This window comes from Luedemannella helvata, assembly GCF_039528415.1.
GTDB classification, from domain to species: domain Bacteria; phylum Actinomycetota; class Actinomycetes; order Mycobacteriales; family Micromonosporaceae; genus Luedemannella; species Luedemannella helvata.
In genome coordinates this window covers 1-20,108 of sequence record NZ_BAAALS010000023.1, presented here as the reverse complement: position 1 = coordinate 20,108, position 20,108 = coordinate 1, and the positions used below count along the sequence as shown (strand labels likewise).

Below are 20,108 nucleotides of genomic sequence, written 5' to 3'. Positions count from 1 at the left end.
CCCATGCTGCCAGTACCAGCGAGGTATTTCATAGAGGGTTGCGAATCACGTTGGTCCCCTGAATAGTCGGCCCATGGCAGACGTCGGCACCTCGTCGCCGCCCCGGTTCGACAGTATGGCCCCGGTCGCACTCGACGACCCCTATCCCAGTTACGCGCGGCTGCGTGCGCACGGTCCGTTGTGCCGGTTCGAGCCGCGGTCCTGGGGCGTGACCCGGCATGCCGAGGTCAGCGCGTTGCTTCGCGACCCGGGCCTGACCAAGTTCTTCCTGCCGGAGTCGTACTTCCACGCCGCCGAGGCCGCCGGCCCGGCCGTGGACTTCTTCCAGCGGATGGACATCGGCCGGACCGACCCGGACGTGCGCCGGGTGCTCACCCACGACCTCAGCGCCGCGGCGAGCCGCCGGCGCGGGCCCGAGGTGGCCGTGGCGGTGGACGCGGCGCTCTCGCCGCTGCTCGACGCGGCCGGCGTCGACGCCGTCGCGGACCTGGCGCGACCTGTGGTGCTCACCGTCCTGGCCGACCTCATCGGGCTGCCGCCCGAGGTCCGGGCGGAGGTCCGCGCGGCGGTGGACGCGCTGGTCGACTTCGGTGACGTCGCCTCGATGGGCGGGAGCACGGTGGCGGCCGCCAATGTCGCGGTGCGCCGGCTGCGCGAGGTGATCGACGCCAGCCTGAGCGAGCGGACCGCCCGTCCCACCGACGATCTGCTGTCGCGCCTCGGGGCGGTGACCGGTGACCCGGCGGTGCGCGAGCGCGCGGTCGACAACGTGATCACTCTGCTCTACGCCGGGCTGGACACCACGACCAACCTCATCGGTACCGGCTGCGCCGCGCTGGCGCAGCATCCCGCGCAGTTCGACCGGCTGCGCGCGGCGCCCGCCGCGGCCGAGGTGGCCGTCGAGGAGTTCCTCCGGTTCGACCCACCCGTGCAGATCACGCCGCGCATGGTCCGCGAGCCGGTGACGATCGGCGGCCGTGTCATCCGCCCGGGCAGGGTGCTCATCCTCATGCTCGGCTCGGCCAATCGCGACGAGCTGGTCTTCCGCGAGCCCGAGCAACTGGACGTGCTGCGTACGCCCAACCCGCACGTGAGCTTCGGCGGGGGGACCTTCTTCTGCTTCGGCGCCGCGCAGGCCCGGGTGAGCGCCGCGGTGGTGGTGGAGCGGCTGATCCGCCGCTGCGCGGCGATCGAGCCGGCCGGCCCGGCGGTGCGGGCACGCCAGTTCAGTTTCCGTTCGTACGCCCGGCTGCCGGTGACCTTCACCGCGGCCTGACGCCGGGCGTCGAGATATATAAAATCATTGTTGTCAGCGCCGCAACGGAACGGAGCTACGCATGGCGGATTCCGCGGCCGACGCCGTGCCCATCAGCCTTGATGACATCCGCGCGGCCGTCGCGGACCGGATCGGCGAACCACCCGCCAGGGTCGGTGTCGACGATGACCTCATCGGCCTGGGCCTGGACAGCATCAGCGTGATGCTGCTGGCCAGCAGATGGCGCGCGGCCGGTGCCGACGTCTCGTTCGCCGAGCTCATCGAGTGGCGCACCGTGCGGCAGTGGTGGGAGCTGTTGTCGGCCGCCGCGCCGGCCACCGCCACGGACTCGGCTGTCGCCGCGGTCGACGAGGCGGCGCCGTTCGCCCTGGCCACCATGCAGCACGCCTATCATGTCGGCCGCGCAGACGGGCAGCCGCTCGGTGGCGTGGGTGCCCACTTCTATGCCGAGTTCGACGGTGCGGGAGTCGAGCCCGAGCGGCTCGACCGGGCCGTGCGCGCCCTGCTCGCCCGGCACCCCATGCTGCGCGCCCGGTTCAGCGACGATGGCCGTCAACAGGTCCTGCCGGACAGCCCGTGGCCCGGCCTCACCGTCCATGACCTGCGGGAGTTGTCCAGGGCAGAGCTGGCCGACCGCCAGTCGGCGCTGCGTGACACGCTGTCGCACCGGCGGCTCGCCGTCCACCGGGCCGAGGTGTTCGACGTTCAGTTGTCCCGGTTGCCCGGCAGCGCCACGCGGGTGCACGTACACATCGAGATGCTCGTCGCGGACGCGCACAGCTTCCGGCTCCTGCTCGGCGAGCTGGCCTTGTGCTACCGCGACCCGGACGCGCCGCTGCCCCCGATCCGGCTGACCTATCCGGCCTACCTGGCAACCGCGGCGGACCGCCGCGCGCCGGCCCGCGACCGCGCCCGGCGCTACTGGCAGGACCGTCTGGACGACCTGCCCGGGGGCCCCGAGCTGCCGCTCGCGGTTGACCCGGGCACCGTGTCGGGCCACCGGGTAAGCCGCCGCTACCTGTGGCTCGACGCCCCACGGTGGGCGGTGCTGGCGGAGCGGGCGCGCCAGCACGCGCTCACGCCGTCGGTGGTCATTCTCACCGCCCTGGGCGAGGTGCTCGCGGCATGGAGCGCCACCCGCCGGTTCGTGCTCAACCTCCCGCTGTACGACCGGGAGGCGATCCACCCCGACGTCGACAGACTGGTCGGTGACTTCACCAACCTCGTTCTCCTGGAGATTGACGCGACGGTCGACGTGCCGTTCGCGGACCGGGCCGCCGCCGTGCAGGAGCGGCTGCGCGCCGATGCCGGGCACGCCGCGTACTCCGGCGTGGAGGTCCTGCGGGACCTGGCCCGCCGGCACGGGCGCGCGCCCGCCGGCGCGCCGGTGGTCTTCACCAGCGCGCTCAGCCTGGGCGAGCTGTTCAGCGAGGACGTGCGGGAGCTGTTCGGACGTCCGGTGTGGACGATGTCGCAGACCCCTCAGGTGTGGCTCGACTGTCAGGTCACCGAGCGCGAAGGCGGCGTCTACCTGAACTGGGACGTGGTCGACGAGCTCTTCCCCGCCGGCGTGGTCGACGACATGTGGCACGCCTTCACCTCCCTGCTCGACGCGCTGCTGGACGCCGACGGCGACGCCGCGTGGGACGCCCCGGTGCCCGACCTCGTGCCCGCCGGCCAGCGGGTGACGCGCGGGGCAGGCGAGGATCCGACGAGCATGCCGGCCCGCACCCTGCACCACGCCTTCTTCGCCCGGGCCGCGACGGCACCGGACCGGCCCGCTCTGCTGTCCGGCGACAGCACGGTCACGTACGGCGAGCTGGCCGACAGGGCACTGCGGCTGGCCGGAGCGTTGCGGGCGCACGGGCTGCGTCCCGGCCAGCCGGTGGCCGTGCTGCTGCCCAAAAGCCCTGACCAGGTCGTAGCAGTGCTCGGGGTGCTCGCCGCCGGCGGATACTACGTGCCGATCGGCGTGGACCAGCCGCCGGCGCGCCGCGACCGGATGGCCGACGCTGCCGGCATCCGGCTGTTCGTCACCGACGACCGGGATCGTGACCTGCCGCCGGGCGGTACGGCGCTGACGCTCGACGCGCCCGCCGCGGACCCGCTTGCCGGCCCGGTCGACCTCGCGCCGGACGCGGTGGCGTACACGCTGTTCACGTCAGGTTCGACAGGGGAGCCCAAGGGCGTCATGGTGCCGCACCGGGCGGCCGCCAACAGCATCGACTCCATCAATGAACGGTTCGCGATCGGGGACGCCGACCGGGTACTCGCGGTCTCGGCGCTGGACTTCGACCTGTCGGTGTACGACATCTTCGGCCTGCTCTCGGTCGGTGGGGCCGTGGTGCTGGTCGCGGAGAACGAGCGGCGCGATGCCGTGCGGTGGACCGAACTCGTCAACGACCACGGTGTGACGGTCTGGCAGTCGGTGCCGGTGCTGCTCGACATGCTGCTCACCGCGGCAGGGGATGGACCGATGGGCCTGCGACTGGCGCTCGTCGGCGGGGACTGGGTCGGCCTTGACCTCGCACCCCGGCTGGCCGCCGTGAGCCCCGGAGCGCTGCTCGTGGCGCTGGGCGGCACCACCGAGTCGGGGATCCACTCCACGGTCTGCGAGGTTGTCGAGGTGCCGGCGCACTGGCGCTCGGTGCCGTACGGCCGGCCGCTGCGTGGCCAGCGCTGCCGGGTAGTGGACACCGCGGGACGCGACCGGCCCGACTGGGTGGCCGGGGAACTGTGGATCGGCGGGGGCTCGGTCGCTGACGGTTACCTGGGCGACCCGGTGCGCACGGCCCGCCACTTCGTCGTCCATGACGGCACCCGGTGGTACCGCACGGGTGACCGCGCCCGGTACTGGCCGGACGGGGTCCTTGAGTTCCTCGGCCGCGACGACGGGCGACTCAAGGTCCGCGGGCACCGCATCGAACCCGGCGAGATCGAGGCGGCGCTGGTGGCCCACCCCGACGTCGCGGCCGCGGTGGCGCTGGTGACCGACGACGGCGCGCTGGTTGCCGCCGTGGTGGCGGCCACGGGCGCGGCCCCCGATCCCGAAAGCCTGCGCGCGCACGCGGCAGGTCTGCTGCCCCGGCCCATGGTGCCTGCCCGGATCGCCGTCGTCGACGCCTGGCCGTTGTCGCCAAACGGCAAGATCGACCGGCGGTCGCTGGCCACCATGCTGATCGGCTCCGGTCCCGGTGGGGCCGCCGAGCCGCCGCGCGGCCGGCTGGAGACGCTCATCGCGGCCGCGTGGACGGACCTCCTCGGGGTCGCCACGGTCGGCCGTGACCAGTCGTTCTTCGCCCTCGGCGGCGACAGCCTGGTGGCCACCAGGCTGATCGTCCGGCTGCGCGCGGAGGGCGTGGTCGGCGTCGAGCTGTCTCACCTGTTCAGGACCCCGACGCTGCGGGACTTCGCGGCGGGCCTGCGTCTCGACACCGACGCCGTGGGGACCGACGGGTCACCGTCCCTGCGGGTTGACCTGGACGGCCGACACGCACCGTTCCCGCCCACGGACGTGCAACGGGCGTACTGGCTCGGCCGCGCCGACGACTTCGCCCTCGGCGGCGTCGGATCGCACTGGTACTGGGAGTTCGACGGCTCCGATGTGGACGTGACGCGGCTCGCCGCGGCGGTGAACCGCATGGTGAGCCGGCACGAGATGCTACGGGCCGTCTTCGACGAGGCCGGGAACCAGCGCATCCTGCCCACGGTGCCGCGGTTCACCATCCCGGTCGAGCAGGCGGACGGCGACGGTGCGGCGGAGTTGGCGCGCCTGCGCGAGACGATGGCGCACCGGGTGCCCGACCCGGCCCGCTGGCCGCTGCTGGAGATCCGGGCGGTCCGGTACGGCGACGGCCGTACCCGCCTGGCTTTCAGCTTCGACTACATCGTGCTGGACGCGCTGAGCATCGTGAGCTTCTTCGTCGAACTCGCCGCCGTTTACCGCGAGCCGACCCTGGCGCTGCCCGACGTGGGGGTGTCCTTCCGCGACTACGTGCTGACCGGCGGACCGGACGCCGCCGCCGTCGCGGCCGCTGAGCGGTACTGGTCCCGGCGGGCCGCCGAGCTGCCGCCCGCACCGGCGCTGCCGCTGCGCGTCGACCCGGCCATCGTGCGCCGGCCGCGCTTCGTCCGGCGGGAGGCCTGGCTGGCACCTGCCCGCTGGCGGGCGCTCACCGACCGGGCACGGGCGCACGAGGTGACCCCCGCCGCGGTGCTCGCCGCGGCGTACGCGGAGATCCTGGCCGCGTGGAGCGGCCAGGACGGGCTCACGCTGAACCTGACCCTGTTCAACCGCCGTCCGGTGCACCCCGACATCGACCGGGTGCTGGGCGACTTCACGTCCCTGCTGCTGGTCGGGCACCGGCCGCAGCCGGGCGAGGCGTTCGTCGAGGCGGTCCGCCGGTTCCAGGGCCAGATGTGGACCGACATGGAACACAACGCGGTCTCCGCGATCTGGGTGCTGCGCGAGCTGGCGCGGCGATCCGGCACGGCGGCCGTCGCCATGCCGGTCGTCTTCACCAGCGCAATCGGGCTGGCCACCGGGCTGGACAGCGCCTCGCTGCCGTTCGGCGAGCTGACCTGGGGGATCTCGCAGACACCGCAGGTGTGGCTGGACAACCAGGTCATGGTGCGCGACGGTGGGCTCGCGGTGAACTGGGACGCCGTCGAGGACCTGTTCGCGCCCGGCGTGCTGGACGCCATGTTCGCCGCCTACCGGTCGTTGCTGGACTGGCTGGCCGACCACGACTGGACGAGCGCCGCTCCCGACCCGCTGCCCGCCGTCCAACGCGCGGTGCGTGACGAGATCAACGCGACGGCCGGGCCGGTGCCCGACGACGGGCTGCACGACCGGTTCTTCGCCCGCGCGGCGGCCGAGCCCGACCGTCTCGCGCTCGCTTGGGGCGACCACGGCCAGCTGACCTACGGCGAACTCGCCGCCGGCGGGTTGCGGGTCGCGGGGCTGCTCACCCGGTCCGGGGTACGCCCTGGCGACGTGGTCGCCGTCACCCTGCCCCGCGGGCCCGACCAGGTGACGGCGGTGCTGGGCGTGCTGGCGGCCGGTGCCGCGTACGTGCCGGTCGGGGTTGACCAGCCCGAGGGACGGGCGCGACGCATCGTCGCGGGCGCGGGCGCCCGGGTTGTGGTCACCGATGCCGGGCGCGCGAGCGCCGCGGGTTGGCCCGACGGGGTGGTGGCCCTCGACGTGGCCGCAGCCTCGGCGGCGTTGCCCGCGCCGGTACCCGTCGATCCGGACGCCCCCGCGTACGTCATCTATACATCCGGTTCCACCGGCGAACCCAAGGGCGTGCAGGTCAGCCATCGGGCGGCCGCCAACACGATCGACGATGTCAACGACCGCTTCGCGGTCGGCGGCGACGACCGTGTGCTCGCGGCGTCCGCGTTGGACTTCGACCTGTCGGTGTACGACATCTTCGGCCTGCTGCGCGTCGGCGGGGCGGTGGTGCTGGTCGACCAAGACGACCGCCGGGAGGCGGCGCAGTGGGTGCGCCTGGCCCGCCGGTGGGGGGTGACCGTGTGGAACTCGGTGCCGGCGCTGCTGGACATGTTCCTGGTGGCCGCTGACGTGCAGACCGACGCGTTCGGGGTGCCGCTGCGGCTGGCCCTCGTCTCGGGTGACTGGGTCGGCCTCGATCTGCCGGACCGCCTGCGCGAGCGGGCGCCGCAGGCCCGGCTGGTGGCGCTCGGCGGCGCGACCGAGGGCGGCATCTGGTCCAACGCGTACGAGGTGAGCGACGTTCACCCCGACTGGCGGTCGATCCCGTACGGTTTTCCGCTGCGCAATCAGGCGTACCGGGTCGTGGACCCGTCCGGCCGCGACTGCCCGGACTGGGTACCGGGGGAGCTGTGGATCGGTGGCCGGTCCGTGGCGGACGGCTACCGCGGCGATCCGGTCCGGACCGCGCAGCGGTTCGTGTCCCACGCCGGCCAGCGCTGGTACCGCACCGGCGACCTGGGACGCTACTGGCCCGACGGCACCCTTGAGTTCCTGGGCCGGGCCGATTTCCAGGTGAAGGTGCGCGGCCACCGCATCGAGCTGGGCGAGGTGGAGGCGGCCCTGGACAGCCACCCGACGGTCGGGCGGGCGGTGGCCGTCGTGGTCGGCGCCGGACCGGCCCGGCGCATCGCCGCCGGCGTCCGTGCGGCCGACGGCGCCGTCGTCGACGTGGACGCCCTCATCGATCACGTGGGCGCGCACCTGCCCGCCTACATGGTGCCGGACCGGGTCGCGGTCCTCGACGCGCTGCCGCTCACCCCGAACGGCAAGGTCGACCGCACGGCGCTGGCGGAGCTGCTCGCCATCGGCGACGGGCCGGATGTCGATGAGTCGCCCGTCGGTGACACCGAGAAGGTCATCGCCGAGGTGTGGACGGAGCTGCTCGACGCCGGGCAGGTCGGCCGCCACCACAGCTTCTTCCGCTTGGGCGGCGACAGCCTGCTCGCCACGCGGCTGGTCACGGCGGTGCGCCACCGCTTCGGCGTGGAGCTGACGCTGGGCCAGGTGTTCGCCACGCCCACGGTGGCGGAGCTGGCCGGCGTGGTGGACCGGCTGTGCGCGGCGGATGCCGACGGCGAATACGACGAGGGTGAGCTGTGACCCGCGGCCCCGTGGCCGTGCTCGGCGGGTACGGCGGCGTTGGTGCCGTGGCGGCCCGGTTGCTGTCCGAATGGGGAGTGGGCCCATTGCGCCTCGGCGGCCGCGACCCCGACCGACTGGCCCGCGCGGCCGAGGAACTGGGCGGCGGGGTGAGCACGGCGCTCGTCGACGCCACCGATCCCGGCGCGCTGCACCGGTTCTGCTCCGGCGCCGCCGTGGTGCTCAACGCGGCCGGGCCCTCGCATCTGCTCCGCGACGTGGTCGGCCGGGCCGCCCGGGCGGTCGGCGCCGCCTACGTCGATCCGGCCGGCGACGAAGATTTGCGCGAACGCCTGCGTGATGACGACAACGGGACGGTGACCCTGCTGTCCGCCGGCATGCTGCCGGGTCTCACCGGTCTGTTGCCGCGGTGCCTTGCCGCCCTCCAGCCGGGCGAGGGCGGCACGCTGACGGGGTACGTGGGCGGTCGGGACCGGTTCACCCCCGCCGGGGCGTCGGACTACCTGCTGGCCGGCGACGGGTTCGGGGAGCCGTTCGCGGCGGTACGCGCTGGCGTGCGGGTACGCGGGGCGGCCCGGGCGGTCGACGACGCGTGGCCGCCGTTCTTCCCGGAGCCGGTCGCCGCGACGCCGTACCTGTCGACGGAGAGCGAGCGGGTCGCCGCCGAGCTGAAGCTCGCCGACCTGACCTGGTTCCACGTCGTCGCTGGCCGATACCTGCCCGACGTGCTGCGGCGCGCGGCCAGCCGGGTGGCGGTGGACGCGGCCACCGCCGTCACCGAGGTGCGCCGCGCTGCCGACCTGGACACGTTCGGCCGGGAGGCGTACCAGATCATCCTGGTTGAACTCAGTGGCCCGGGTGGCGGTCCGTGCCTCAGCGTCATGCTGCGCGGCACCGGCGCGAGCGGCCTGACCGGCGCGTTCGCCGCGATCGCCACCCGCGCTGCCTGGTCCGGCGAGGCTCCGGCCGGGGTGCACCACGCGGCCGAGGTGCTCGACCCGGCGGCCGCACTTGACCTGTTGCGGACCACCCCGACGGTGACCGGACTGGAGATCGTCGACGGGCCGGCGGACGCGACGGAGGAGGAGACCCTGTGACCATGCGCGCGGTCGTCTGCGGCACCCGGTTCGGCCAGGTGTACCTGGAGGCTTTCCGGCATCCCGACAACCCGGTGCAGCTGGCCGGCATCCTGTCCGGCGGCAGCGACCGTTCCCGTGCCTGTGCCCGCCACTACGACGTGCCGCACTACACCAGCCCGGACGACATACCAGACGATGTCGACATCGCCTGCGTAGTCATCCGGGGCGGCCTGCTCGGCGGCCAGGGGGCGGACCTGGCCTTGCGCCTCATGGTGCGAGGGCTGCACGTGCTGCAGGAGCACCCGTTGCATCAGGACGAGTTGGCCGCCTGCCTGCGCCAGGCCCGGCGGAGCGGCGTCGTCTATCACCTCAACTCCTTCTACGTGCACGTCGAGCCGGTGCGCCGGTTTCTCGCCGCGGTGGCGGAACTGACCCGCAGCCAGCCCATCCGCTACATCGACGCGGCGTGCGGGTTCCAGTTGGCGTACTCGTTGCTGGACGTACTGGGTCAGGCGTTGGGCGGCGTGCGACCGTGGGCGTTCGCGGACCTCCCCGACGCCGCGCAGGCGTACCGCGCGACCCAACTCGACGTGCCTTTCCGCAGCCTGGACGGGGTCCTCGGTGGGGTGCCGGTGACCCTGCGGGTGCAGAACCAGATGGATCCCGGTGACCCCGACAACTACGCGCATCTCATGCACCGGGTGACCGTCGGCACCGAGGCCGGCAACCTGACCCTGGTGTCGACGCACGGGCCGACCGTGTGGGCCGCCCGCCCGGACTTTCCGCGCACGGTCGGCGAGACCGACGCGGCGCCGCACTTCGACGCCCCCGCGAGCTCCGGCGAGGAGCACCTCGACCTGCCCAGCGCCCGGGTTCTCGGCCCGGCGGAAGCACCCGGGTTCCGGCACGTTTTCGGCTCCGTATGGTCGGCTGGGGTCGCCCGGGCACTGGGCGAACTGGTGGCCGCGATCGAAGCCGGCGGCGGCGCGGCCGGTCGTGGGCAGTACCACCTGACCCTGTGCGAGCTGTGGCAGGACATCACAGCGCGGCTGGGTCCGCCCGAACTGCTGCGCGCCGATCCGCCCCGGTTCGTGCTCGGCGACGGCCTCGCCGCCATGGCCCGGGCCGCCGAATGACCGACCCGTGGCTGCGCTGTTTCCAACGCCGACCCGGGGCCCTGGTGCGGCTGGTGTGCTTTCCGCACGCGGGCGGCAACGCGGCGTTCTACCGCCCGTGGGTTGCGCTGCTGCCGCCGTCGGTGGAACTGGTGGCCGTGCAGTATCCCGGTCGGCTGGACCGGTTGGACGAACCGTGCATCCGGGACATGCCCACCATGGTGCAGCGGATCACGGCGGCGCTGGTTGGACAGTGGCATCCGGCCCTGGCGCTGTTCGGCCACAGCATGGGCGCCTCCGTCGCGTTCGAGGTGGCCCGACGGCTGGAGGACGCGTACGGCCGCGAGATCGTCCGGCTGTTCGTCTCCGGCCGGGAGCCACCCCAGCACCAACGACGCAGCAAGGTCGACGTGGCCGACGACGACGCGTTGTGGATGGAGGTACGACGGCTGGGCGGTACCGATGTCCAGGCGGTGGACAACGCGGCCCTGCGCGCGGCGGCGCTGCCGGCGGTGCGCGGCGACTACCAGCTCATCGACGGCTACCGCACGCGCCCCGGTCGGCCGCTGGCGAGTCCGATCAGCGCCATGGTCGGCGACGTGGACACCGAGACGAACGCGACGGAGATGGCCGGCTGGGCAGCCCACACGAGCGCCGACTTCACGCTGCGCGCCTTCCCGGGTGACCACTTCTATCTCATGGCGCAGCGCTCGGCGGTCGTCGAGGAGGTGCGTCGCGGGCTGCTCGCGGTGACCGCCGTCGAACGCGACCTGATGCCGTGAGCCGGAGCGGGCCGGTGTTCATCCCCGCGGGTGCCGATAACTCCATCCGCATTGGTCAGGCCGCTTGATCGTATTCGTGGATGATGCCGCCCAAGCGGTCGCGTCGATTGACGGTGAGATGCGCGATCGCACCTGGATCGATGATCGGATCGGGGTACGGGGTTGAAGGGATGCGCGGGCGGGTACGGATCAGTTACCGCTTCCCTGAGCCCGTGTCCTGAAGGAGATGCCATGTTCTGGAAGTACGTAGGCCGATGGGTGCTGATGGCGATTGCGGTTCCCGTGGGTGCGGTGGCGCTCCGCAAGATCAGCGAGAGGATCGAGCGGAAGAAGGGCCCCACCCGTGTGTCGCGGCTGCTTCAGCGTGCCGCCTCGACTCTGTCCACCAACAAGTCCCGCCGCGGCCTGTCGCGCGCGTAACGATCCACCCTCGAGCAGGTCAGCTGGTACCGGAGCCCAGCTGGGTGATGGTTCGGCGCAGGTCGTCGTTGCTGATCGGGTCGGGTCGTCGGCCGGTGCGGGCCTCGTCCATCGCCTTGGCCATCTGGGTGCGCCGCAGCACCTCGCGTAGGTCCGCACCGGTCATGCCGGCGCTGTGCCTACCGAGGTCGGCCAGGTCGAGATCGGCGGCGAACATCTGGAAGCCGTCCGCCGCGTGCTCGGCGGTGAGGTCCCGGATCATATGCGCGAGGATCTGCGCGCGACCGTGCTCGTCCGGTGCGGGGATCTCCAGTTTGATGTCGAAACGCCCCGACCGGATCAGTGAGGCGTCGATCAGGTCGGGGAAGTTCGTGGTGGCCACCACGATGACGTTCGGGTTCTGCGCGATCAGGTCGTTCATCTCCTGCTTGAAGATGCCCGCGACCGCGTTCACCGCCTGGCTGCCGGAGTCGTCGCCGGCACCGGCGTAGCTGATGATGCTGTCGAACTCGTCGAATAGCAGGACAGTCGGCTGCCGGTAGCGGCGGGCCTCCTGAAAGATCCGTTTCATGTTGCGCTCGGACGCGCCGAGCCACTTGTCGAGGATCTCGGTGGTGCGGATCTGCCGGAGGGTGCCGCCGATCTCGTGGGCCAACGCCCGGGCGAGCATCGTCTTGCCGGTGCCGGCCGGGCCATAGAGCAGGATGCCCTGCGGTCGTTGGGCGCCCCACCGGGCCATCGCTTCCGGGTGTGCGAAGGACAGCGCCACCTCACGGAATTGGGCCACCACGGCGTCCAGCCCGCCCACCTGATCGAGCGTCACCGGGCGCTCGGCGCTGTCGCCTACCGGAATAACGCGCAACTCCACATTCGCCGGGACGGGCGCGTCGGGACTGAGTTGCCGAGCCACGGTGACCACAGCGCCGTACACCGCCGCCAGGTGCGCGGCGCTCAACGCGTCCTGGGGTACGGCTGCCCGCAGGTGTACGAGTTCGCCGGCGTCGCCGGGGACCGCGTGGCTCGTCACGGTCAGGGTCAGCCCTGTCTCAACATCGGTCAGCTCCGTCGAACTGCGTACCTCCCGGTGCTCCCAGGTCCGGTCGACGGGCGCCGTCGGGGCCGGGAAGCCGAACCGGCGGTACACCTGACCGACGACCGTCTCCAGCCCGTCACGCACCCTGATCGCGACCTGGTCACCGGTCTCCGCGCGTCGGGTCAGCAGCAGCCCGAGCGGGTCGTTGCCGATGACGGCGAACCGTGACCGGCCGTGGGGCACGTCCGCGCCAGCGCGGACCGCCGCCTCGACAACGCCGCCTGGCCCCACGCTCATGCGCACCCGCAGGACCGGTCGGGCGAAGGCGCCGGTGTCAAGGACCACGACCTCGCGGTCGATGGCAGCGTCGCGCATCGACGGGAGGTCGACCACAGTCAGCCGCCACTCGTCACGCTGGACGGTGTCCACCCGCGTGTTCTGGTGACGTGTCTGATCAACCATCGGTTACCACCGGTCCCCGCGTCGCACGACGCTCGCCCAAGTGTGCCACCGCCGCGGACGCTCGCCCAGGTGAGCCACGCGCCGGCAGGTCGAACCGGTCGTGTGGCCGCGGCTCGATCAAGAGCAGGAACTTTCAGGGTTGGTGAAAGGTGCTGGTCGTTGACGTTATGGCTGGCGGCTCAGGTGGGGGCGGGTGGGGCAGCCTGGCTCGCCCGTCTGGACGGCCCGGAGCGTACAAGTAATTGACGTCGATGGATTATCAACCTAACGTCGGACGTCCTACGTCTATCTGGTCAACGCTGTGAGCGGTCCGCTCCCTGCGTATCGCAGTGCGGGGACGAGGCCGCGACGTGCTCGCCATCTGATTCGCACCGGGGCCAGAACATCGAGGAGGAAGCGCGCAGATGAACGACGTCCCGAAACGCCGTACCGGAGGTCCCACCAGACTGCTGATCGGTGGTGCCTGCGCCGTGCTGATCGCCGTGTCCTCGGTGGCCATTGCCAATCTCGCCCACGCTGATCTCAGCGGTCCGCCCGGTACCACCTTGAAGGCGGCCGCCGAACGCAGTGGCCGGTACTTCGGCATGGCCATGGGCGCAGACCGCCTCAGCGACTCCGGCTTCCAGACGATCGCGCGCCGCGAGTTTGACATGTTGACGGCCGTCAACGAGATGAAGCCCGACGCGACCGAGCCCAATCAGGGCCAGTTCAACTTCACCAACGGCGACCGGCTCTACAACTGGGCCGTACAGAACGGCATGCGGGTCCGCGGCCACACCCTGGCCTGGCACGCCCAGCAGCCCAGGTTCTGGGGCAGCCTCAGCGGCAGCGCCCTGCGCACCGCGATGATCAATCACATCAACGGCGTGCTGGCCCACTACAAAGGCAAGATGTTCCAGTGGGACGTGGTGAACGAGGCATTCGCCGAGAACGGCAGCCGGCGTTCGTCGAACCTCCAGGCCACCGGTAACGACTGGATCGAAGCGGCGTTCCGGGCCGCACGCGCCGCCGACCCGTCCACGGGGTTGTGCTACAACGACTACAACATCGAGAACTGGACGTACGCCAAGACGCAGGGCGTCTACAACATGATCAAGGACTTCAAGTCCCGTGGCGTACCGATCGACTGTGTCGGCCTGCAGACCCACTTCACCGGCGGCAGCTCACTACCGGGCAACTTCCAGACGACACTGTCGAGCTTCGCCGCCCTCGGGGTGGACGTGGTCCTGACCGAGGTCGACGTCACCAACGCGTCGGCCAGTCAGTACCAGGGACTGACCCAGGCGTGCATGAACGTCCCGCGTTGCCTCGGCATCACGACGTGGGGGGTGCGGGACAGCGACTCCTGGCGTTCCAGCGAGAGCCCGCTGCTGTTCGACCGCAACAGCAACCCCAAGGCCGCGTACACCTCGGTGCTCAACGCCCTCAACGCCGCCTCCACCACGGTGCCCGGGACGACCACCCCGACCAGCGGTACGCCCTCGACCAGCAGGCCTCCCACCAGTACGCCGCCGACGAGTGCGCCGCCGACCAGCGCGCCGGCGACCAGCGCGCCGCCGACCAGTACGCCCGTCACCGGGCAGTCGGGCGCCTGCACCGCGACGTACCGCACGGTCAACAGCTGGGGCGGTGGCTTCCAGGGCGAGGTCATTGTGGCCAATAACGGCTCGTCCACCCTCAACGGCTGGACGGTACGGCTGACGCTGGCCAGCGGACAGACCCTCTCCCAGGTCTGGAACGGCAGCAACACCGGCACCAGCGGCGCCATCAGCGTCCGCAACGCCGAGTACAACGGCTCCCTCGGCGCGAACGCCTCGACCAACTTCGGTTTCCTGGTCAGCGGGAGTACCAACACGGCGCCGAGCGGCATTTCCTGCACCAGCCCCTGACCGAAACCAGCGTCACCAGGAAAGTGACAGGGCCCGGGGCATCCGCTCCGGGCCCTGCGTCGCAACACTTGAGTGGTACGGGCTCGTCCTCCCGGCGGGGCTCGCGTTGTCTCGCGGCGGCTGGCAGTCCCCGTCAGGCTCGCCAACCGCCGCGAGAACGGTCACGACTCAGCGCACCGTTGCGGGCGCGTCCTCCGTGGTCGCTGGTTTCGAAACGCTCCAGCCCATCGCGGGCTCGCCGTCATCGATCAATTCCAGTCAAAACCCTGCATCATGCGGAAACACCTCCCTTTGTCCAGGTTCGGGCTTCGGACAGGTCCGGGCGGGGCCAATGCCCGCCGGTGGCGACCAGAGCTCATGGGCGCCGTTGACGCCACTGTGGTGGAGGGGCGATCAGGACGGCAAGTTCCCTTCGGCCTCAGCCGAAACGTGCCAAGCCCCGCAGCATCCGCACCGCCGCGCCGGCCCCGAGATGCTCACGTTCCCCGTGCCGCCCGGGTCTTGCGGGTGCGTGTCGGCGGCGCCTGAAGCTGACCCCCTGCGGACCGCCCCGACGACACGAGGTCCTTGTCGGCGATCGCGTGCGCCGCGTGCGGCAACCTCGGCCAGCGGAGCCATATGAGCACAAGCAGCAACGCGCCCGCGACGCTCCAGCCGCCGACAACCGTGCTGACTCCGTACCGGTCAGCCAGCGTTCCCGTCGCTACCAGGCCGACACCCTGGGCCAATTGAACGCCGCCTTGCATGACGCCGAAGGCGCGGGCTCGGTAGTCTGGCGGCAGTGCCTGCACGAACAGCCCGTTCGCCGCTGGCATCATTCCGGCCACGCTGAAGCCACAGACGGCGCACATCGTTACCAGTAACGCCGCGGGTGGATCGGCAAAGGCAGGGACCAGGGCGAGTGGAGCCAGGACGGAGAACGGCTGCACCAGCTGCCGGCGCAGGTCCGGTCGGACCAGTCGGCCAACCACCAATCCGCCGAGGATGAAGCCGAGCGGGCCAGCCATCATGATCGCGCCCTGGATCCAGCCGAGATCCGCCCGGCTCTCGGACACCTCGACCGCCCAAGCCGCGGCCAGCCCTTCCGGAACCGACGCGAAGAGCATCACCGAGAACACGAGGACGGCGACCGCGCGCAACACGGGACTTCCGAAGACAACACGGAACCCGTCCATCGTGTCGCGTCCCAGGTGCTGAATGGCTCCGGAAGACGCTGCGACGGAGCCCTGCGTGCCGAGGCCTAATCGGAGCAGGGTGGCGGACACGACGAACGTCAGCGAGTTGGCGATCAGCGCTGCCCGGGGCGAGCTCACCGCCAACAGGGCTCCAATCGCGTACCCGGCCACCTGGGCCGCTTGACCCGAGCTGGCTTGTAGCGAGACGCCTACGACATATCGGTCCTGCTTAAGTATCTGCGGCAAGAGCGCGGAACGGGCGGCTTGGAATGGCGGGCTGGCCAACTCAGCGACAAAGACCAGCACGAGAATCAGGCCGACTGGCAGACCGGGGACAGCCAGCAGTGCCATGAGCAAGGCTCGCACGAGGTCGCAGCCGACCATGACGCTGCGGTACGGACGCCGTTCCGCGATTGAGGCGAGCAGTGGGCCGCCGACCAACCACGGCAGGTAGGTGATCCCGAAAGCGAGCGCGGAGAGCCCGACTGATCCCGTGCTGTGAAAGACCAGGGTGGTGATCGCCGCCTTGGCCACGTAGTCACCCAGCCAGGACAATACGTTCGCCACGAGCAGATATCTGTATGCGGGAATGGCAAAGAGTTCCCCGAAGGTGGCCGCTCGGCTGGCCTTGTCCGTGCTCATGGATCTCCAGTGGGCGGTCCGGCCAGCATGCGGGGTCGCCTCGTCCTGGCCTGAGCCGGCGTAGCGCTCATCGCCGGCTCTTGTCGTCGTGGTGCCCCAACCCGATGAGGCCACTGTGACCACCCGGCACCACATCCAGCAAAATCGTTTCGGCCTCAGCCGAAACGTTCGATAGGATCGGTCGCGATCGTTGCGGCCGAACCACTCGAGGAGATTCGATGTGATCAGGCTGCGACTTTCGCCCAGTGATCTCGCTCGGATATCGGTGCAACCCGGAGCCGGGCCATTCGCTGAGGCTTTGTTCAGCTTCGATGTGGTAAGCCATCGCAGCCACATGGGAGAGCTCAATCCATGGTCTCGGCAGATGCGAGCGAGTGCCTCCGATCTCGTCAGATGCGCCGCCGCGCTGTTCACGATGCACAAGACGCCACTGGACCTCCTCAGCTATGTCGACCCGTCCGAGAACATCGCCGTGGCAATCGACCAGATGCTGTCCATCCCGGACCCTGTGTACCGGGATGAGCTTCGATTAGTTCTCGCCGCCCGCAGCTTGCCGCCTCGGTGCGCGCCATTGATAGGCACGGACCTCCGTTCCCGACGCAGGCTGGCCGAGGCGATCAGTGAGGCCGCGACGAGATTCGTGCTGCCGAAACAGCAACGCATTCAGTCCTTCCTCGCCACCACCTCTGCGACCGCGACGGGCCGCGCCCGGTCGGGTGACATCGACCGCATGCTCACGCGTCTGCATCCGTCGATTAGATGGCAGTCACCGTGGCTGACTATCAGCACCAGTGACCGCGTGCCACGCAGCTACGTCTCCGACGGGGGCGGAATTACCTTCGTCCCGTCGGCACTGATGAGCGACCAGCCGATCTTGGTCCGGCAACTGGATCACAGCCGGCCGTGGCTGGTTTTCTACTCCGCCGTGAACGACCTGGCTGATCTCGTCCGCGTACACATGGATCCGAACGGCCTCGACGCAGCGGCCAGACTGATGGGACAGTCCCGATCGGACCTGCTGATGACCGTCGCCGAACGACCGGGGCGGCCCGTCAAGGAGCTGGCCGCCCGCGTCGGCATCTCCGTGGCCGCGGCCAGCGAGCACCTCGCCGTGCTACGCCACGCGGGACTGATCGAAGGGCGCCGGGATGGAAAGTCGCACAGCCATGTACTCACGCCGGTTGGCGCCTCAGTTCTGCTAGCCGGCCAGGAATCCACCCTCCACTCCTCTGGTGATCCTGGTTCCTCGCCCAGAACATCGACGACGGCCGGGTGAGGTCCCAGTCCGAGGACTTCCAGTCGTTCCAGACGAGACCTTCCAGGAGTACTGCCCAGACCACCGGTACGCCGAAGTCAAGCGATGCCGGCGCACCCGGGCGGCAGGACAATCAGCCGTTCATGAGCCTGTACCGTGCCAGAACTCGTCGCACTGCCGGTGAACTGGACTTGTTCGGCTGGCCGGCAGATCAGCCGGGGCGGCACTTGGCGTAGATCTTGAGCGGCACCTCTACTGAATGCCCCGCCCATGCGGCTCGGGCGAGCGCGACGCCGTGCCCGACTGATCGTGTGCCGACTTGGGCGTCGCCATCATTAGTGGATCAACGTCATCTAAATGTGTCACTTGATAAATCGGCAACATTCTGGAAACATCAGCCATCGACAGTTGTGAGCGTTAACATGCCCGTCGATCAAACCCGCTGGTCCAGGTGCTGCGAACCGGTAGAGGCAGTGCCTCTGCGAGCCGATCGACTCGACGATCATGAGGTACGGATTCCAACCCACAGCAGCGCCACCTTGAACTCATCAGCACCAACCGACCAGAGCATGGCCGTCTACCCCGAGAGCTTGCACGGGCTCCACAAGGGACGTTCCCGGTTTCGGCGGCGGATACGGTCGCCTGCCGTGTGAGCCCGGTGCCGCTTGTGCCGCCACGCTCACCGATCCAACTGCTCGGGAGCGAGCAGCCTCGACACAAATCAGGTCTTCCCCTCCCCCGTCCGTCACCAGGAGGTACCGAAGGTGCAAGGAAACGCATCCAGTCCCGCGCTCTCAAGGGATACCAGTGTTGGCAGAGTGTCACGCCGCTTTCGGGGGCGGCTGTTCAAGCTCGTCACGGCCGGGACCGTCGCCGCGGTCGGGTTGGTCACCGTAGCGGTGGCGACCGTGCCGGCGTCGGCCGCCGACAACCCGTACCAGCGAGGTCCGGACCCCACCCGGACCAGCGTGGCGGCCGTGAACGGTCCCTTCGCCAACACGTCGGTCAGCGTCCCGACCGGGTACGGTTTCAACGGCGGCAGGATCTACTACCCGACCGACACCAGTCAGGGCACTTTCGGGGCCATCGCCATCTCGCCCGGCTATACCGCGTTGTTCTCGGCGGAACTGGCGTGGATGGGCCCGTGGCTGGCCTCGCACGGCTTCGTCGTGATCGGCATCGAGACCAACAGCCGTAACGACTACGACACGGCCCGGGGTACGCAGCTGCTCGCCGCGCTGGACTACCTGACGCAGCAGAGCCCGGTGCGCGACCGGGTCGACCCGAACCGGTTGGCCGTCTCCGGTCACTCCATGGGCGGGGGCGGGGCGCTGAGCGCGGCCATCCGGCGCCCGTCGTTGAAGGCGGCGGTCGGCATAGCGCCGTTCTCGCCGTCGTCGAACCTGGCCAACGACCGGGTGCCCACGATGATCTTCTCTGGGCAAGCGGACACGGTGGTCACCCCCTCCTCCGCGCTGAACCTGTACAACAGTCTGCCGGCCTCGACAGAGAGCGCCTACCTGGAGGTCGCCGGTGGAGATCATGGGTTCATGGTCGGACGGTCGAACCCGGTCCTGATCCGGACCATGCTGCCGTTCCTCAAGATGTTCGTCGACAACGACGCCCGGTACAGCCAGTTCCTGTGCCCGCTGCTGGACAGCAGTGGTGTGGTCACCTACCGCAGCACCTGCCCGTTGCTGCCGTCGGTGCCCACGACTGCGCCATCAACCGGGACTGTGACGACGGCCCCAACGACGACGGCTCCGACTACCTCGGCCACCAGTGCACCCGCCTCGGTCGGCCGGATCGTCGGCGCCCAGTCGGGCCGCTGCATCGACGTACCCAACTCTTCGCAGAACAACGGCACCCGGGTGCAGCTCTACGACTGCCACACAGGGTCCAACCAGTCCTGGACGTACACCTCCACCAAGCAACTGCGGGTGTACAGCAACATGTGCCTGGATGCGGCGGGTTCCGCCAACGGGGCGGCGATCCAGATCTACAGCTGCAACGGGCAGGCCAACCAGCAGTGGAACATCAACGCCAACGGCACTATCACTGGCGTGCAGTCCGGACGATGCCTGGACGTGTGGAGCACGGCCAACGGGGCACAGGTCCAGCTGTACAGCTGCTCCGGGCAGGCCAACCAACGATTCAGCCTCGTGGCCCCGTAATGGCCATGATCGCCCTTCACCAGCCTGCGCAGAGACCTGAACAGGCGAATCTCCATCACCCTGCGTTCTGGATGCTTGCAAAGAGTTACGGAGTTCATGAATACCGATTTAAGCTGGGTGAAGCGCGCTGGGTGAGCTGTGTCAAGGATCTTGGACAGTTCCTCGGTTGGTTGCTACGCCGCGAGTT

The 20,108-nt window shown here is 70.2% G+C and carries 12 protein-coding genes; 10 read left to right on the top strand and 2 right to left on the bottom strand.

Going from position 1 to position 20,108, the window contains the following annotated elements; all coding sequences use genetic code 11:
- Nucleotides 1-73: 73 nt before the first annotated feature.
- The 6 genes from ABD191_RS21090 (at nt 74) to ABD191_RS21065 (ending at nt 11,291) form a co-directional block, all read left to right on the top strand.
- Nucleotides 74-1,276, top strand: a complete 1,203-nt coding sequence (locus ABD191_RS21090) for a cytochrome P450 (protein ID WP_344084745.1) — start codon at nt 74-76, stop codon at nt 1,274-1,276.
- 61 nt (nt 1,277-1,337) lie between these two features.
- Nucleotides 1,338-7,895: an amino acid adenylation domain-containing protein gene (locus ABD191_RS21085; RefSeq protein ID WP_344084742.1), complete on the top strand. Its 6,558-nt coding sequence runs from the start codon at nt 1,338-1,340 to the stop codon at nt 7,893-7,895.
- Entirely contained in the window at nt 7,892-8,992 is a 1,101-nt protein-coding gene (locus ABD191_RS21080; protein WP_344084739.1) for a saccharopine dehydrogenase NADP-binding domain-containing protein, read from the top strand. Before ABD191_RS21085 ends, ABD191_RS21080 begins: the two co-directional genes overlap by 4 nt.
- 2 nt (nt 8,993-8,994) lie before the next feature.
- Entirely contained in the window at nt 8,995-10,110 is a 1,116-nt protein-coding gene (locus ABD191_RS21075; RefSeq protein WP_344084966.1) for a Gfo/Idh/MocA family oxidoreductase, read from the top strand.
- Nucleotides 10,107-10,871: a thioesterase II family protein gene (locus ABD191_RS21070; protein WP_344084736.1), complete on the top strand. Its 765-nt coding sequence runs from the start codon at nt 10,107-10,109 to the stop codon at nt 10,869-10,871. Before ABD191_RS21075 ends, ABD191_RS21070 begins: the two co-directional genes overlap by 4 nt.
- Nucleotides 10,872-11,102: 231 nt before the next feature.
- Nucleotides 11,103-11,291, top strand: a complete 189-nt coding sequence (locus ABD191_RS21065; protein WP_344084733.1) for a hypothetical protein — start codon at nt 11,103-11,105, stop codon at nt 11,289-11,291.
- Nucleotides 11,292-11,310: 19 nt separating this feature from the next.
- On the opposite strand, the gene ABD191_RS21060 is transcribed toward ABD191_RS21065, so the two are convergent.
- Nucleotides 11,311-12,786 (bottom strand): ATP-binding protein, encoded by a 1,476-nt coding sequence (locus tag ABD191_RS21060; RefSeq protein ID WP_344084730.1) that lies wholly within the window; start codon nt 12,784-12,786, stop codon nt 11,311-11,313.
- Nucleotides 12,787-13,190: 404 nt separating this feature from the next.
- Between ABD191_RS21060 and ABD191_RS21055 the strand changes: the two genes are divergently transcribed.
- Nucleotides 13,191-14,675 carry a glycoside hydrolase family 10 protein gene (locus tag ABD191_RS21055; RefSeq protein WP_344084727.1) on the top strand — a complete coding sequence of 495 codons (1,485 nt, stop codon included), beginning with the start codon at nt 13,191-13,193 and terminating at the stop codon, nt 14,673-14,675.
- A 476-nt stretch (nt 14,676-15,151) separates the two neighbouring features.
- On the opposite strand, the gene ABD191_RS21050 is transcribed toward ABD191_RS21055, so the two are convergent.
- Complete coding sequence (locus ABD191_RS21050; protein ID WP_344084724.1) at nt 15,152-16,492, bottom strand: MFS transporter; 1,341 nt, start codon at nt 16,490-16,492, stop codon at nt 15,152-15,154.
- A gap of 298 nt (nt 16,493-16,790) precedes the next feature.
- Between ABD191_RS21050 and ABD191_RS21045 the strand changes: the two genes are divergently transcribed.
- The 3 genes from ABD191_RS21045 to ABD191_RS21035 all read left to right on the top strand — a co-directional run.
- The gene (locus ABD191_RS21045) at nt 16,791-17,768 is read left to right on the top strand and encodes an ArsR/SmtB family transcription factor (RefSeq protein ID WP_344084721.1); all 978 of its coding nucleotides are present in this window, start codon (nt 16,791-16,793) and stop codon (nt 17,766-17,768) included.
- Between the two features lie 797 nt (nt 17,769-18,565).
- Nucleotides 18,566-19,921, top strand: a complete 1,356-nt coding sequence (locus tag ABD191_RS21040; RefSeq protein ID WP_344084718.1) for a poly(ethylene terephthalate) hydrolase family protein — start codon at nt 18,566-18,568, stop codon at nt 19,919-19,921.
- 5 nt (nt 19,922-19,926) lie between these two features.
- A partial coding sequence (locus tag ABD191_RS21035) for a hypothetical protein (protein WP_344084714.1) occupies nt 19,927-20,108 on the top strand: 182 nt, incomplete at its 3' end.